We start from the raw sequence: 13,807 nt of genomic DNA on the forward strand, positions 1-13,807 counted from the left end.
CAATCACCCCGCGCGCTCGGCCCGCTTCGCCGCCTCCCAGAGCGCGTCCATCTCGGTCAGGTCGGAGTCCTCCGGGCGCTTGCCCTTTGCCTCAAGTGCGGCCTCTATCGCCCGGAATCTTCGCGTGAACTTGGCATTTGCGCCGCGCAGCGCTTCTTCCGGGTCCACGCGCAAGTGCCGGGCGAGATTGGCCATGACGAAGAGCAGGTCGCCGAATTCCTCGGCGATCTCCGCCTGGCTCAGACGCTCACGCGCTTCGGCCAGCTCCGCGGCCTCCTCGGCGATCTTGTCCAGCACCTCGCCCGCATGCGGCCAGTCGAAGCCCACCCTTGCGGCGCGCTTTTGCAGCTTCACTGCGCGCATCAAGGCGGGCAGCGCCAGCGCCACGTCGTCCAGCACGCCGCCACGCGCCTTCGCCGCCCGTTCGGCCGCCTTCACCGCCTCCCAGTCGCGGGTCTGCTGCTCGGCGGATTTCTCGCGGCTTTCCTCGCCGAAGACATGCGGGTGGCGGTCCACCATCTTGTCGGCGATCTTCTGCGCGACCGAATCGAAGTTGAAGAGCCCCGCCTCCTCGCCCATCTGCGCGTGATAGACCACCTGCAGCAGCAGATCGCCCAGCTCGCCCTCGAGCTCGTCCCAGGCCGCGCGCTCGATCGCGTCGGCGACCTCGTAGGCTTCCTCGATGGTGTAGGGCGCGATGCTGGCGAAATCCTGTTCGATGTCCCAGGGGCAGCCCGCCTCCGGGTCGCGCAGGCGGGCCATGACGGCGCGCAGGCGGTCGAGCCCCGCGAGGCCGGGAAAGGGATCGTCGGGCATTGCGGCGTGTCCGGTCTTGCTGTTTGAAGGGGAGACTGGCCCGCGTCATAGGGGGAGTCCATGCCCGTCATCAACCGCATCGCCGCGCTCTCGGACGAAATGGCCGGCTGGCGACGGCATCTGCACGCGCATCCCGAGCTCGGCTTCGACTGCCACGAGACGGCGCGCTACGTGGCCGCGCGTCTGCGCGACTTCGGCGTGGACGAGGTGCACGAGGGGATCGCGCGGACCGGCGTCGTGGGCGTGATCCGCGGCCGGGGCGAGGGGCCCGCGATCGGGCTGCGCGCCGACATGGACGCGCTGCCGATGCCGGACCAGAGTGGGGCGGCGTGGACCTCGACCGTGCCGGGACGGGCCCATGCCTGCGGCCACGACGGGCATACCGCGATGCTGCTGGGCGCGGCGAAATACCTCTCCGAGACGCGCAATTTCGCAGGCCGCGCGGTGGTGATCTTCCAGCCCGCCGAGGAGGACGGCGGCGGCGGCGGCGTGATGGTGGAGGAGGGCGTGCCCGACCGCTTCGACCTGCGCGAGGTCTATGCGCTGCACAACCGCCCGGGCCTGCCGGTGGGCCAGGTGGCCACGCGCGCCGGCCCGATCATGGCGGCGGTGGACGACTATCGCCTGACCTTCCGGGGCGAGGGCGGCCACGCGGCGCGCCCGCACGAGGCCCTGGATCCGATCCCGGCGGCGCTCGCCGCGGCGCAGGCGATCCGGGCGCTGCCCTCCGAGGCCGATCCGCGCGCCGAGTTGCGCATCGCGCTCACCCAGGTGCAGGCGGGGACGACCACCAACGTGATCCCCGGCGAAGCCCTGATCGCCGGCACCGTCCGCAGCTTCGATCCGCACTGGCGGGACTGGGCGGAGGAGCGGGTGCGCGCGATCGCCGAGGGCGTCGCAGCGGCGCACGGGCTGCGCGCGGATCTCGACTACGATCGCTGGTATCCGGCGACGGTCAATCACCCGCGCGAGACCGCCTTCGCGGCCGAGGTCGCGCGCGACATCGTGGGCTGCGCGGTGGATACCGAAACAGAGCCCAGCATGGGCGCGGAGGACTTCGCCTATCTGCTGGAGGCGCGGCCCGGCGCCTACCTGCTGGTGGGGCAGGGAGAGACGCCGATGTGCCACCATCCTGCCTATGATTTCAACGACGAGATCGCGCCGGTGGGCGCGAGCCTCTACGCCCGGCTCGTCGAGCGGGCGCTGCCGGTGGAGTGACGCGGATGGCTCTCGAGGACGCCGGCAAGCAGATCGACCACGCCTTCACCCGCGAGGATCTGAAGGGCGCGAGCTTCGAGAACACCTTCGCGGGCGCGACCTCGTTCCTGCGCCGGCGCTACACCAAGGATCTCCGCGGAGTGGATATCGCGGTGACCGGCGTGCCCTTCGATCAGGCGGTGACGAACCGCCCTGGCACGCGCCTTGGCCCTCGCGCCATCCGCGAGGCGAGCACGCTTCAGACCTACGACCCGCCCTGGGGCTGGGGCGGCTGGAACCCGATGGAGACGCTGGCCATCGCGGATTACGGCGACCTGGCCTTCGACTACGCGCGTCCGGCCGAGTTTCCCGCCGCGCTGCGCGCGCATGTCGCTGGCATCCTCGAGGCCGGCGCGGCGAGCGTCACGCTGGGCGGGGATCATTCGATTTCTCTCCCGATTCTGGAGGCTTATGCAGCGAAGTTCGGACCCCTGGGGCTGTTGCAGTTCGACGCGCACACCGACACCTGGGCCGACGACGACGCGGGCCGCATCGACCACGGGACCATGTTCTACAAGGCCGTGAAGCGCGGGCTGATCGATCCCGCGCGTTCGGTGCAGATCGGCATCCGCACCTACAATCCCGACCCCCTGGGCATCGCCATCGTCGATGCGCGCGAGGTGCACGAGAACGGCGTCGCGGAGGTGGTGCGCAAGGCCCGCCGCATCCTGGGCGAGGGGCCTGTCTATCTGAGTTTCGACATCGACGCGCTGGACCCGGCCTTCGCGCCCGGCACAGGCACGCCGGTCTGGGGCGGGCTCGCCTCGTGGCAGGCGGCGGCGATCCTTCAGGGTCTGCGCGGGATCGACGTGAAGGGCGGCGATGTCGTCGAGGTCTCGCCGCCCTTCGACACCACGGGCGCGACGGCGGTCGCCGGCGCGCATGTGGCCATGGAGTTGCTCTGTCTCGTCGGTCAGGCGCGGCTGGCGCGTCGCTGAAGGCCGGCGGCCCGACGGGCCTGCGGCGGGACCACCTGGGTCAGGAAGAAGGACGGGGGATGGTGAAGGTGCTGTTCTGGTTCGGTGTTCTGCTGGTGCTGATCGTGGCGAATTTCGCGGCCTGGGTGCGCTTCGCGCCCACCGACCCCGCGCGCTGGCACGTGGCCCCGGACGTGACCGGCGACGCGGATCTCCAGGGCGGGGTCAAGCGCCGGGTGGAAGGGGCGGGGCCGGATGCGCTGGCACGCTTCGACGCGATCGCGCGGGCCGCGCCGCGCACGCAGGTGCTGGCAGGCTCGGTGGCCGAGGGCATGGTGACCTACGTCACCCGATCGGCGCTCTGGGGCTTTCCCGACTACACGACCGTCCGGCAGGCGGGCGACGATCTGCTGGTCCATGGCCGGCTGCGCTTCGGCAGCTCCGACATGGGGGTGAACCGCGCGCGCGTGGACGGCTGGATCGCGGCCCTGCGCGAGGCGCGGTAGCCGGCGCAGCGCGCTGCGCCGGCCCGGGCGCGCTCTTGACCAGCCGCGCGCGATGGAGGATGCACGCGCCATGATCCCCGAGGACAGGCTGGAGCAGATCGCCGAGCGGTTCGCCTATGTCGAGGCGCGGCTCGCGGAGGGGGGCGGCGATCCGGTCGCGCTCGCGCGCGAGCATGCCGAGCTGCGCCCGGTGATGGAGTCCATCGGCCGCTGGCGCGCGCTGCGCGACGAGCTCTCCGAGGCCGAGGCGATGCTGGACGACCCCGAGATGGCCGCGCTCGCCCGCGAGGAGGTCGAGCGCCTGCGCGCCGAGCTGCCAGAGGCCGAGCAGGCCGTCCGCCGCGCCCTGCTGCCCCGCGACGCGGCCGACGCCCGCCCCGCGGTGCTGGAGATCCGGCCCGGCACGGGGGGCGAGGAGGCGGCGCTCTTCGCCGCCGATCTGCTGCGGATGTACCAGCGCTACGCGGAGGGGAAGGGCTGGCGCTTCGAAATCGTCCAGCTGGCCGAGAGCGAGCTCGGCGGCGTGCGCGAGGCGGTGGCGCGCGTGGTGGGCGAGGGCGTCTTCGCGCGGCTGAAATACGAGTCCGGCGTGCACCGGGTACAGCGGGTGCCGGCGACGGAAGCCGGCGGTCGCATCCATACCTCGGCCGCCACGGTCGCCGTCCTGCCCGAGGCGCAGGAGGTGGATGTCGAGATCGACCCAGGCGACCTGCGCATCGACACGATGCGCGCGTCCGGCGCGGGCGGGCAGCACGTGAACACGACCGACTCGGCGGTGCGGGTCACCCATCTGCCGACGGGCATCGTGGTGACGAGTTCGGAGAAGTCGCAGCACCGCAACCGCGAGATCGCGCTGCAGGTGTTGCGCGCGCGGCTTTTCGACATGGAGCGCCGCAAGGCTGCCGAGGCACGCGCCTCGGCGCGGCGCGCGCAGGTGGGATCGGGCGATCGGTCCGAGCGGATCCGCACCTACAATTTCCCGCAGGGGCGGCTCACGGATCACCGGATCGGGCTCACGCTCTACAAGCTCGATCAGGTGATGCAGGGCGATCTGGACGAGGTGATCGACGCGCTGCAGGCCGAGGCGCAGGCGGCGCAGCTGGCCGAGATGGAGGGATGACCGTCGCCGAGGCGCTGGCCGCCGGCCGGGCGCGGCTGGCCTCGGCGGGAATCGAGGGCGCGGCGCGCGACGCGCGCTGGCTCCTGGCCGAGGCGATGGGGGTCGCGCCGGAGCGCATCGGGGTGATGGGGCCCGATGCGGTCGGCCCCGCGGCCGCGGCCGCCTATGACGCGATGATCGCGCGGCGCGCCGCGCGCGAGCCGGTGGCGCGCATCCTGGGCCGCAGGCAGTTCTGGGGCCGCGATTTCCGGGTGACGCCTGAGGTGCTGGATCCCAGGCCCGAGACCGAATGCCTGATCGCCGCCGCGCTCGAGGAGCCCGCGCGCCGCCTGCTCGATCTGGGCACCGGGTCCGGGATCCTCGCCGTGACCCTGCTCGCCGAGTGGCCCGAGGCGACCGGCGTGGCGACGGACCTGTCGTCCGCAGCGCTCGAGGTCGCCCGCGCGAACGCCGAGCGGCACGGCGTCGCGGGCCGGCTTCGCCTCGTGCAGGCCGACTGGGCCGAGGGGATCGAGGGGCCTTTCGACCTCGTCGTGTCCAACCCCCCCTATCTCGCGGAAGCGGAGTTGCGCGACATCGCGCCGGAGGTGCGCCACGACCCCGGGATGGCGCTCTCTCCGGGCGGCGACGGGCTCGCCGCCTATCGCGCGATCGCGGCCGCCGCGCCGCGGCTGCTCGCGCCCGGCGGCCGGCTGATCGTCGAGATCGGAGCGACGCAGGGCCGCGCGGTCGCCGGCATTTTCTTGGCCGCGGGGCTTGACGATGTGGCCGTCGGACCCGACCTTGATGTCAGGGACCGGGTGGTTTCCGCCCGACGGTTCCGTGAACGGCAACGCTTGACCTGATCCGATGGCGTTGCAGATTTGCGCCGAATGCGCCCGATATCGGTATATTGCCTCTTGTAACGCCGGCGGCGACGTGTTTAGTCAGCTTCAAGCCGGGTAAGGAGACGCCCAGTTCGGCGCGTCGCCACCGGCCCCAAGCCAAAAACACCGCCCGGCATCAGAGCAAGGCGCGTGCATCGCGCGGAAGCGCCGCACAGGGCGGGATCGGACTTAAAGGCTGGACAGGACTGCATGAGATCTTCCAAAACCAGGTCGCGGTCGAAATCGAACCGCTCCCGTTCGGTGGGCAATGTCGTCAACCGGGTGTTCGACAGTTCGGGCCCCGAGGGCAAGGTGCGCGGCACGCCGCAGCAGATCATCGACAAGTACAACCAGCTCGCGCGCGACGCGGCGCTGGCGAACGACCGGGTCGCGGCCGAGAACTTCCAGCAGCACGCCGAGCACTATCTGAGGCTGCTGGCGGAGGCGCAGCGCGAACAGGACGCGCGGCGCGAGCAGCAGGAACGCGAAAACCGCGAGCGTCAGGCGCAGCGTGACCGCGAGCGGGCCGAACGGCAGGAGCGCGACTCTCCGGACCAGAAGAGCGAATCGTCGCAGCAGGCCGATCCCGGCAGCGCGCCGCAACCCGACATCGCCGAGCGCGACAGCGCAGAGAGCGACAGCGGGCTCGTCGAGACGCCGGAAGAGGCGCCGAAGCCCAAGCCGCGCTCGCGCCGGTCGCGCGGCCGCAAGAGCGAGGGCGGCGACGCCTCCGCGCAGGACGGCGAGAAGGGCGCGCAGGGCCGCGGCGCCGGCGAGGGCGGCCGCGAGGCGGCCGAGTAGCGGCTATTCCTCCAGCGACCGGGCGAGCGCGCAGAAGCGCTCGATCGACACGGTTTCCGCCCGCGCCGTCGGATCGATCCCGGCTGCCTCGAGATGCGTCTCGATGTCCGGGGCGAGGCCCTTCAGAGCCGTGCGCAGCATCTTGCGCCGCTGGTTGAACGCCGCGGCGGTCACGCGCTGCAGGGTCGCGGCGGGCGCGGGATGGCGCGGCGCCCCCAGCGCCTCGATGTGGACCACGGCGGAAGAGACCCTGGGCGGCGGGGTGAAGGCCGCGGGCGGCAGCGCGAAGGCGATGCGCGCCTCCGCACGCCACTGCGCGAGCACCGCAAGCCGCCCGTAGGCGCGGCCGCCGGGCCTGGCGACGATCCGTTCCGCCACCTCCTTCTGGAACATCAGCGTGAGGCTCGCCCACCAGGGCGGCCAGTCCGCAGGCGTGAGCCAGCGCACGAGCAGTTCCGTGCCCACGTTGTAGGGCAGGTTCGCGACGACGCGGATCGGCGGCGCCAGATGGCGCGTCGGATCCACCTGCAGCGCGTCGCCCTGCAGAACCGTCAGCCGTCCCGGTGCGGCCGCGGCGATTTCTTCCAGCGCGGGCAGGCAGCGCGCGTCCTTCTCGACCGCCAGGACATGGCGCGCGCCCTCCATCAGCAACCCGCGCGTGAGCCCGCCGGGGCCGGGGCCGACCTCGAAGACGTCCGAGGCCGAGAGGTCGCCGGCCGTGCGGGCGATCCGGCGGGTCAGGTTCAGATCGAGGATGAAGTTCTGCCCCAGCGCCTTGCGCGCCGCGAGCCCGTGCCGCGCGATCACCTCGCGCAGCGGCGGCAGGGTCTCGAGCCCGCTCATCGTTGCGGCCCGGCGCCGCGCGAATTTTCGTACGAAAATTCGCCACCTGCCGGGGGCTGCCGAAAATTCTTCGGACGAAGAATTTTCTCCGCCGCGCTCATGCGTCGCCTTCGGCCAGTTGTGCCGCCAGCCGCAGCGCCTCCAGCGTCGACGCAGGGTTCGCCCGGCCCGTGCCCGCGATGTCGAAGGCGGTGCCGTGGTCGGGCGACGTGCGCACGAAGGGCAGGCCGAGCGTGAGATTCACCCCTCGGTCGAAGTCCAGCGTCTTGACCGGGATCAGCGCCTGGTCGTGGTACATCGCCACGGCCGCGTCGTAGGTCTCCCGCGCGGCGGCGTGGAACATCGTGTCCGCCGACAGCGGGCCGCGCAGCTCCATGCCCGCCGCCCTGAGCCGCTCCAGTACCGGCGCGATGATCTCGATCTCCTCCCGCCCCATGCGCCCGCCTTCGCCGGCATGCGGGTTGAGCCCGGCCACCGCGATGCGGGGCCGGTCGAGGCCGAAGCGGTCGCGCAACCCGTCGTGCGTGATCCGCAGAACGCGCTCGAGATGCGGCTGCGTCAGCGCCCCGGGCACCTCGGCGAGCGGAATGTGGATGGTGGCCGGCACGACCCGCAGGCGTGGCGAGACCAGCATCATCACGACATGCGCCACGCCGGCGAGCGCGGCGAGGTATTCGGTATGCCCCGGAAAGGCGAAACCGGCGCCCTCGGCCAGCGCCTGCTTGTGGATCGGCAGGGTGCAGACAGCCCGCGCCGTGCCGGACTGCACCAGATCGACCGCGCGGGCGATGGTGGCGACCACCTCCTGCGCGTTGCGTGCGTCCGGACGCCCGGGCGTGGCGGGCGCCGGGAAGGGATGCGGCAGGACCGGCAGCGCCCGCGCGGAGGCCTCCGCGGCCTCCTCGGGGGCCGCGATCTCTGCGACCGGCGTGCCCCCGGGCAGATGCCGGGGGTCGCCGATCAGGAAGAATGGCAGATCCGCGCCCAGCGCGGCCCAGGCTTTCGCCGCGAGTTCCGGCCCGATCCCGGCTGGCTCGCCGCAGGTCACGGCGACCGGCCGCCCGGTCATGGCGCGACGATGCGCGCGTTGGCCTTGAGCTGCTCGAGATAGCCCTGGGCGAGGGTCTCGATCCGGCGGTTGCGCAGCGCGTTGGCGACCTCCTCGCGGGGGGTGTCGGCCACGGCCTCGGGCGTGCGTTCGCAGAGCATCAGCAGCATCAGCGCCGGCGCGCCGGTCGCGTCGGTCCGGGTCAGCGCCGTGGAGATCTCGCCCGCATCGAGCTTGGCCAGCTCCAGCGCGATGTCGCGGGGCAGCGCCTCGGGCGCCACGCTTTCGCGGCGCAGCCGCTCGGCGGGCTGACCCTGCGCGATGCCGTAGAGATCGTCGCAACGGTCCACGCTGCTGCGGATGCGCTGCGCCTCGGCGCGCGCCGCCTCGCTCCGGCCGCCGGGGATCAGATAGGCGGCATATTCGATCTCGGCGTATTCGGGCGGCTCGTAGGCGGTCTCTTCCACCGCGCGCAGCTGAAACAGGACGATCCCGTTCTCGACCGGGATGGGATCCGTCACTTCGCCCGGGGCGAGCGAGAGCAGAACCTGCCGGATCTGCGGCGGAAAGCGGGTGATGTCCTGCCAGCCGAGCCGGCCGCCCGCCTCTGCCGAGCCGCTGGCCGAGAGCGCGCGCGCCGCCTGCGAGAACTCGGAGAAGGAGGTGATGGAGGTGAGACGGGCGGCCTGCGCGCGCGCCTCCGCGGCGCGGTCGGGCGGCGCGGGCAGGATGATCTCGGACAGCAGGATGCGCAGGTTCGCCCGGCCGCCCGCGCCGGCGATGGCGCGGTCGATCTCGGCCTCGGACGGCGCGGCGCGCTGGCCGAAGCGGGCGCGCACCACGTTGCGCCAGGCGACGCCCGCGCGCACGAAGCGCTCGAAGGTGTCGGGCGCGACGCCGCCCTGCTCCAGCAGTTGCAGGAACGCCTCCGTGTCCAGGTCGGCGCGGCCGGCGAATTCGGCCATGCCTTCAGCCACGGCCTCCTCTTCCGGGAGCAGGCCCAGCCGCGCGGCCTCCGCCAGCTTCAGCGTCTCCTCGACGAGCTGCTCGCGCGCCTCCTCCTCGGGGGTGCCGGGGGCGTTGAGCAGCGTCAGGAAACGCGCGCGCTGCTGAAGGTCGAAGGTCGAGATCACCTCGTCGTTGACGACGAGCGCGGGCGAGAACAGCCCCTGCGCCGCCGCGCCGCCGGCCAGCGTCGTGGCGAGCACGAGCGCGGCCAGACCGGCGGCCGCGAGACGTCGGAGACTGGCTGTCAGTCGCGTCAGTTGCATGTGCGTCGGTACTCCCTGGCGCTGCCGCCCGTGCTAAACCCTTTCAGCGCGACCGTCAGCCCGAAATCCGTGCCGGGGTCGAGGTTAGCCGAAGTGGCGAAGCTCCGCGAGGCGGAAAGCCGCACCTCGACGCACTCGTTGCGATAGGCGAGGCCGACGCCCGCCTTGGCGGAACGGTCCGCCGCGATGTCGTAGCGCCATTCGGCCGACCCCGTCCAGTGCCGTCCCATCCGGTAGGTGCCGTCGAAGCTCCATTCGGAGAGCGGATCGGGGCGGTTCTCGACCGTGTCGCGCGGCAGCAGGACATAGGTCGCGGCGAGGTCGAGCCGTTGCGTGCGCCAGAGCGCGCGCGCGGCGGCCTTGGTGACGTCGAACCCGCGTCCGAAAAGGCCGCGCGCCTCGAGGCGCAGGCCCTCGCGCAGCGCGAGCTCGCCCGCCACCAGCCAGTCCGAGCGTTCCCCCGTCAGGCCGGAACTCGGGCTGAAGGCGTCGTCGGCCTCCGCGCGCCAGACGCGCCCGGCCGTCACGCCCAGGCTCCAGCCGCCGGGATCCTGCCGCAGCCAGCGCAGACCCGCGGCCGCGCGCCAGCCCCGCTCCTGACGGTCGGCGGCCGGGAACCGGTTGAGCGCGAACAGGTTGCCCTCGTCGAATTCCGCACCGGTGCTGGCGTCGTTGGGCACGTCGGGCCGCGTTCCGCCCGTCCAGGCCAGCATCGCGACCGGCTCCAGCAGATGCACGGCCCCGCCGCGCCCGGCGCGCGCGAGCGGCCAGCGCAGCTCCAGCGCGGCCTGCGGCGTCAGCACCGTCTCCGTCGGATCGGAGGTGCTGTCCTGCCAGACGCCGAAGCTGTCGGCCCTGAGCCCCGCCATGAGGCCCAGCCGGACCCCGGCAGGCCCCGTCCAGCGACGCGTCCAGAGCGCGCCGGCGGACAGGCGGCCCACGTCCCGCCCGACCACGTCGCTGTCGGAATAGCGGTAATGCGCATGCGCCCCGCCGAAGAGCCGCAGCTCGCCGCCCGGCCTGCGGGGGAAGAAGCGGCGCTCGTGAAAGACGTCGAGCACCAGCGAAGGCTGGGTCGCGTTGTCCTCGTTCTCGCGCAGGGACTGGTAATGCGCGAGCCCCGCCTCCAGAAAACCGCCGGGGCGGATCTTCGAGAGCGTGATCTCGCTGTCGAGCCGGTCCTTGCCGGAATAGCCGTAGTCGGAGAGATAGGCTTCGTCCGAGGTCGTCTCGACATCGAAGCTCAGCCGGTAGCCGCGCCCCAGCGCAAAGTCGCCCGACCCGAACAAGTAACCGCGCACGCCTTCCTCGGGCAGCGAATCCGAACTGAGCGCGCCGCGCAGCAGGAGATCGCCGCGCACGAAGGCCTGGCGGTAGCGGAACTCGAGCGTACGCGTCTCGGTCGAGAGATAGGGCGTCAGCGTGATGTCGCGGTGCGGGCCGATCGGCACGAAATAGGGCAGCTTGAGTCCGAGGCCCAGATCCGAGGTGTTGCGCACCTCGGGCAGCAGGAAGCCGCGTGCGCGCTCCTGCGTCGGGTCCGGCAGGCGCAGACGCGGCAGATAGAACACCGGGACGTCGAGCACGCGCAGCTGCGCGCCGTCGAAATAGAGCTGGCGCGCCTCGCGGTCGTGGATCACCTGGCGCGCCCGGATCTGCCACAGCGGCGGGCGGCCGGTCTCGCAGACCTGGCAGGAGGTGACGGCCGTGTTGGTCAGAACGGTATAGCGGTCCCGGACCCGATCGACCCGCGCCGCGGCGAGTTGCAGCTGGCGGTCGAGCACCAGCCGCGCGCTGCGGATAAGGCCGTCACGCAGGTCGCGGTCGAGTTCGGCGGCCTCGGCGACGAGCACCGTGGCGTCGTCGCCCTCGGTCAGCCGCAGCGGCCCCTCGATCTCCAGCCGCCCGGATTCCTCGTCGTAGACGATGCGGCTGGCCTCGAGCCGTCGGTCGCCCTGTACGACCTCGATCGCGCCCTCGGCCACCAGACGCGACTCGCCCTCGACGAAGACCCGGTCGGCGACGAGGATCGCGGGGGCCGGCTCTTCCTGCCTCTCCTGCGCCGCGAGCGGCGGGGCGCCGAGCGCGAGGGCCAGCGCCAGCGTGACGGCGCTGAGCGCGCCGCGCATCAGCCCTCCTCCCGCTGCAGCACCAGCCCGAGCGCGAGCAGCAGCGCCGCCACCGGCGGCGTCCAGGCGGCGATCCAGGGGGTCAGTTGCCCCGTCTCGCCGAGGATCTGCGCGAAGTTGCGGATGTAGTGCAGCCCGAACCCCAGCAGCACGGCCGCCAGAACGTAGATCCCCGTGCGCCCGGCGCGCGGGTGCCGCATGGTGAAGCCCGCGGCGACGATCACCAGCGCGACGAGGAAGAGCGGCCGCGCGAGCTCCATCTGCAGCCAGACGGCATGGCGCCGGGCGGAAAAGCCCGCATCCTCGAGCTGGCCGATGAAGTCCGGCAGCCGCCAGATCGCCACGGCCGAGGGTTGGCCGAAGCTGTCGCGGATGCGGTCCTGTGTCAGCGAGGAGGGCACGGTGAGCAGGTCCAGCCGTTCCGCGGCCGCCTCGGGATTGACCCCTTCTCCCAGAGGCCAGACCTTGGCCTCGCTCAACTGCCAGGCGCCGTCCCCGAGCTCGGCCCGCGCCGCCTCGATCCGGCGCACGGGGCCTTCGTCCGCGAGGTATTCGACGAAACTCACGTCAAAGAGCACCGTCGCCTCGGGATTGGTGCGCGCGGCCCGGATCACGGTCTGCCCGCGCGCGTCGCCCTGGCGCAGCCACAGTCCCTCGCGCCCGATCGAGAGCACCGAGCCGCCGCCCTCGTAGGCCTCGCGCAGCTCGGCATAGCGCGTCGATGTGGCGGCCACGACGGGATTGAGCATCGCCACCGCCAGCGCGCCGATCAGCGCCGCCACGATCGCCGGCCCGACGAGCGCCGCCAGGCCCGAGCGCCCCGCGGCCCGCGTCACCACGAGTTCCGAGGACCGTGCCAGGCCCATGAAGAGCGCGATCGCCGAGAGGATCACGATCAGCGGCAGGAACTCGTAGATGCCCGAGGGCAGGTTGAGCAGCGTGAGGCCCAGCACCTGGCGGAAGGTCATGTCGCTTTCGGCGCGGCGGACCTGTTCGACCAGATCCACGAGACCCACGAAGAGCGTCACCGCCGTCGCCGTCGCGAGAAACAGGAAAGCGAAGCGCCGCGCGAAGTAGAGATGCAGCGTCATGCCGCGGCCTCCGGGGCGGGCCGCGCCCCGCGCGGCCGGCGCGGCCGCGCCGCGAACCAGAGCAGCCCTCCCGCCATGGCGAGCCCCATCGCGCTGGGCAGATAGATCAGCGGCCAGGCCCAGGCCTCGGTCCGCACCAGGTTGCCGAGCGCGCCCTCCACCATCTTGACGGCGACCAGCAGCAGCACGGCGAGCGCCACCTGCGGGCCGAGGCCCAGCCGGTTGAAGCCGCCCGCGAGCAGCGTGGCCGCGCCGACGAGCGCCGCCACGACCGCCAGCAACGGCTGCTGCAGGCGCATATGGCCTTCCTCGAGAACCCGCGCGCGGCTGTAGCCGGTGCGCGCCATCGCGTCATCCGGGCTGAGCAGCAGGTCCGCGGTCGACAGATGCGCCGGGCGGTCGCGCGGCGGGCGCGCCGCCTCGATCAGCCGGCTCACATCGTAGGCGAACTCCTCGAAATTCGTCACCGACAGACGCTGGTCGTCGGCGTCGAGGGTCTGGGCGAGCCCGTCGACCATCACGAGCTGCGTCCTCTCGCCGTCGCGCAGCAGAAAGGCGCGTTCCGCCGTGTAGGTCACGGGGCGACCCTCGCGCCGGCGGTCCGAGAGATAGACGTCGCGCAACTCGCCCTCGGGCGTGATCTCGCGGATGAAGAAGGTGACGCCGCGCGCTGGGTTGAGAAAGACGCCATCGCGCAGCAGCCGCGCCGAGACCGAGGTGGAGATTTCGGACTCACGCTTCTCGAGTTCGGCGCTGGCGGCAGGCAGCAGGACATTGGTCAGCATCGCCATCATCGCCGCGACGATCAGCCCGAAGATCAGCACGGGCCGCGCGATGCGCCACGGCGAGAAGCCGGTGGCCTGCATCACGGTGAGCTCGCTCTCCGAGGCGAGGCGGTTGACGACATAGACCGTCGCCGCGAAGGCCGCCATCGGCAGCACCATCGCGATGACCTTGGGCAGCGCCAGCATGGTGAACTCCAGAAACACCATCGCCGAGTGCCCGTCGGCCAGCAGCTGGTCGAAGAGCACGACCGCCCGGTTGACCCAGTAGACACCCACCAGGACAAGCGCGAAGAAGCCGAACAGCACCATGAGCTGCCCGATCAGATATCGGTCGAATCTCGCCAAGCGGCCCCCCGG

At 72.1% G+C, this 13,807-nt stretch carries 13 protein-coding genes; 6 read left to right on the forward strand and 7 right to left on the reverse strand.

What is annotated here, in order from left to right:
• Window positions 1-3: 3 nt before the first annotated feature.
• The gene (gene mazG, locus DRV85_RS17295) at window positions 4-816 is read right to left on the reverse strand and encodes a nucleoside triphosphate pyrophosphohydrolase (RefSeq protein ID WP_113290728.1); all 813 of its coding nucleotides are present in this window, start codon (window positions 814-816) and stop codon (window positions 4-6) included.
• 60 nt (window positions 817-876) lie between these two features.
• Between mazG and DRV85_RS17300 the strand changes: the two genes are divergently transcribed.
• From DRV85_RS17300 to DRV85_RS17325, 6 genes are all read left to right on the forward strand, one after another.
• Complete coding sequence (locus tag DRV85_RS17300) at window positions 877-2,034, forward strand: amidohydrolase (RefSeq protein WP_113290729.1); 1,158 nt, start codon at window positions 877-879, stop codon at window positions 2,032-2,034.
• Window positions 2,035-2,039: 5 nt separating this feature from the next.
• Window positions 2,040-3,011, forward strand: a complete 972-nt coding sequence (gene speB / locus DRV85_RS17305) for an agmatinase (RefSeq protein WP_113290730.1) — start codon at window positions 2,040-2,042, stop codon at window positions 3,009-3,011.
• A 59-nt stretch (window positions 3,012-3,070) separates the two neighbouring features.
• A complete protein-coding gene (locus DRV85_RS17310; protein ID WP_113290731.1) occupies window positions 3,071-3,496 on the forward strand; it encodes a DUF1499 domain-containing protein in 426 nt (141 codons plus the stop codon).
• Between the two features lie 70 nt (window positions 3,497-3,566).
• Window positions 3,567-4,616 (forward strand): peptide chain release factor 1, encoded by a 1,050-nt coding sequence (prfA, locus tag DRV85_RS17315; protein WP_113290732.1) that lies wholly within the window; start codon window positions 3,567-3,569, stop codon window positions 4,614-4,616.
• Entirely contained in the window at window positions 4,613-5,461 is an 849-nt protein-coding gene (gene prmC / locus DRV85_RS17320; protein WP_113290733.1) for a peptide chain release factor N(5)-glutamine methyltransferase, read from the forward strand. Before prfA ends, prmC begins: the two co-directional genes overlap by 4 nt.
• 231 nt (window positions 5,462-5,692) lie before the next feature.
• Window positions 5,693-6,283, forward strand: a complete 591-nt coding sequence (locus DRV85_RS17325) for a DUF4167 domain-containing protein (RefSeq protein ID WP_113290734.1) — start codon at window positions 5,693-5,695, stop codon at window positions 6,281-6,283.
• A 3-nt stretch (window positions 6,284-6,286) separates the two neighbouring features.
• Here the strand turns inward: DRV85_RS17325 and rsmA are convergent, their stop codons facing one another.
• The 6 genes from rsmA to lptF all read right to left on the reverse strand — a co-directional run bounded on the left by rsmA (window position 6,287) and on the right by lptF (window position 13,795).
• Entirely contained in the window at window positions 6,287-7,126 is an 840-nt protein-coding gene (rsmA, locus tag DRV85_RS17330; RefSeq protein WP_113290735.1) for a 16S rRNA (adenine(1518)-N(6)/adenine(1519)-N(6))-dimethyltransferase RsmA, read from the reverse strand.
• 97 nt (window positions 7,127-7,223) lie between these two features.
• The gene (gene pdxA, locus DRV85_RS17335) at window positions 7,224-8,195 is read right to left on the reverse strand and encodes a 4-hydroxythreonine-4-phosphate dehydrogenase PdxA (RefSeq protein ID WP_113290736.1); all 972 of its coding nucleotides are present in this window, start codon (window positions 8,193-8,195) and stop codon (window positions 7,224-7,226) included.
• Window positions 8,192-9,445, reverse strand: coding sequence for a peptidylprolyl isomerase (locus DRV85_RS17340; protein WP_113290737.1), 1,254 nt, complete (start codon window positions 9,443-9,445; stop codon window positions 8,192-8,194). Before DRV85_RS17340 ends, pdxA begins: the two co-directional genes overlap by 4 nt.
• Window positions 9,436-11,574, reverse strand: coding sequence for an LPS-assembly protein LptD (locus DRV85_RS17345; RefSeq protein ID WP_113290738.1), 2,139 nt, complete (start codon window positions 11,572-11,574; stop codon window positions 9,436-9,438). Before DRV85_RS17345 ends, DRV85_RS17340 begins: the two co-directional genes overlap by 10 nt.
• Window positions 11,574-12,665: an LPS export ABC transporter permease LptG gene (gene lptG / locus DRV85_RS17350; protein ID WP_113290739.1), complete on the reverse strand. Its 1,092-nt coding sequence runs from the start codon at window positions 12,663-12,665 to the stop codon at window positions 11,574-11,576. The genes DRV85_RS17345 and lptG overlap by 1 nt, the downstream gene beginning before the upstream one ends.
• The gene (lptF, locus tag DRV85_RS17355; protein WP_233495571.1) at window positions 12,662-13,795 is read right to left on the reverse strand and encodes an LPS export ABC transporter permease LptF; all 1,134 of its coding nucleotides are present in this window, start codon (window positions 13,793-13,795) and stop codon (window positions 12,662-12,664) included. The genes lptG and lptF overlap by 4 nt, the downstream gene beginning before the upstream one ends.
• Between the last annotated feature and the right edge of the window lie 12 nt (window positions 13,796-13,807).

Origin of the sequence: Rhodosalinus halophilus (assembly GCF_003298775.1) — a bacterium.
GTDB lineage: Bacteria > Pseudomonadota > Alphaproteobacteria > Rhodobacterales > Rhodobacteraceae > Rhodosalinus > Rhodosalinus halophilus.

Bases quoted from the DNA above. Each gene is read 5' to 3' on its own strand.
- prfA (WP_113290732.1), top strand. From the start codon at position 3,567: ATGATCCCCGAGGACAGGCTGGAGCAGATCGCCGAGCGGTTCGCCTAT.
- mazG (WP_113290728.1), bottom strand. From the start codon at position 816: ATGCCCGACGATCCCTTTCCCGGCCTCGCGGGGCTCGACCGCCTGCGC.
- DRV85_RS17300 (WP_113290729.1), top strand. From the start codon at position 877: ATGCCCGTCATCAACCGCATCGCCGCGCTCTCGGACGAAATGGCCGGC.
- pdxA (WP_113290736.1), bottom strand. From the start codon at position 8,195: ATGACCGGGCGGCCGGTCGCCGTGACCTGCGGCGAGCCAGCCGGGATC.
- DRV85_RS17310 (WP_113290731.1), top strand. From the start codon at position 3,071: ATGGTGAAGGTGCTGTTCTGGTTCGGTGTTCTGCTGGTGCTGATCGTG.
- DRV85_RS17325 (WP_113290734.1), top strand. From the start codon at position 5,693: ATGAGATCTTCCAAAACCAGGTCGCGGTCGAAATCGAACCGCTCCCGT.
- lptG (WP_113290739.1), bottom strand. From the start codon at position 12,665: ATGACGCTGCATCTCTACTTCGCGCGGCGCTTCGCTTTCCTGTTTCTC.
- DRV85_RS17345 (WP_113290738.1), bottom strand. From the start codon at position 11,574: ATGCGCGGCGCGCTCAGCGCCGTCACGCTGGCGCTGGCCCTCGCGCTC.
- speB (WP_113290730.1), top strand. From the start codon at position 2,040: ATGGCTCTCGAGGACGCCGGCAAGCAGATCGACCACGCCTTCACCCGC.
- DRV85_RS17340 (WP_113290737.1), bottom strand. From the start codon at position 9,445: ATGCAACTGACGCGACTGACAGCCAGTCTCCGACGTCTCGCGGCCGCC.
- prmC (WP_113290733.1), top strand. From the start codon at position 4,613: ATGACCGTCGCCGAGGCGCTGGCCGCCGGCCGGGCGCGGCTGGCCTCG.
- rsmA (WP_113290735.1), bottom strand. From the start codon at position 7,126: ATGAGCGGGCTCGAGACCCTGCCGCCGCTGCGCGAGGTGATCGCGCGG.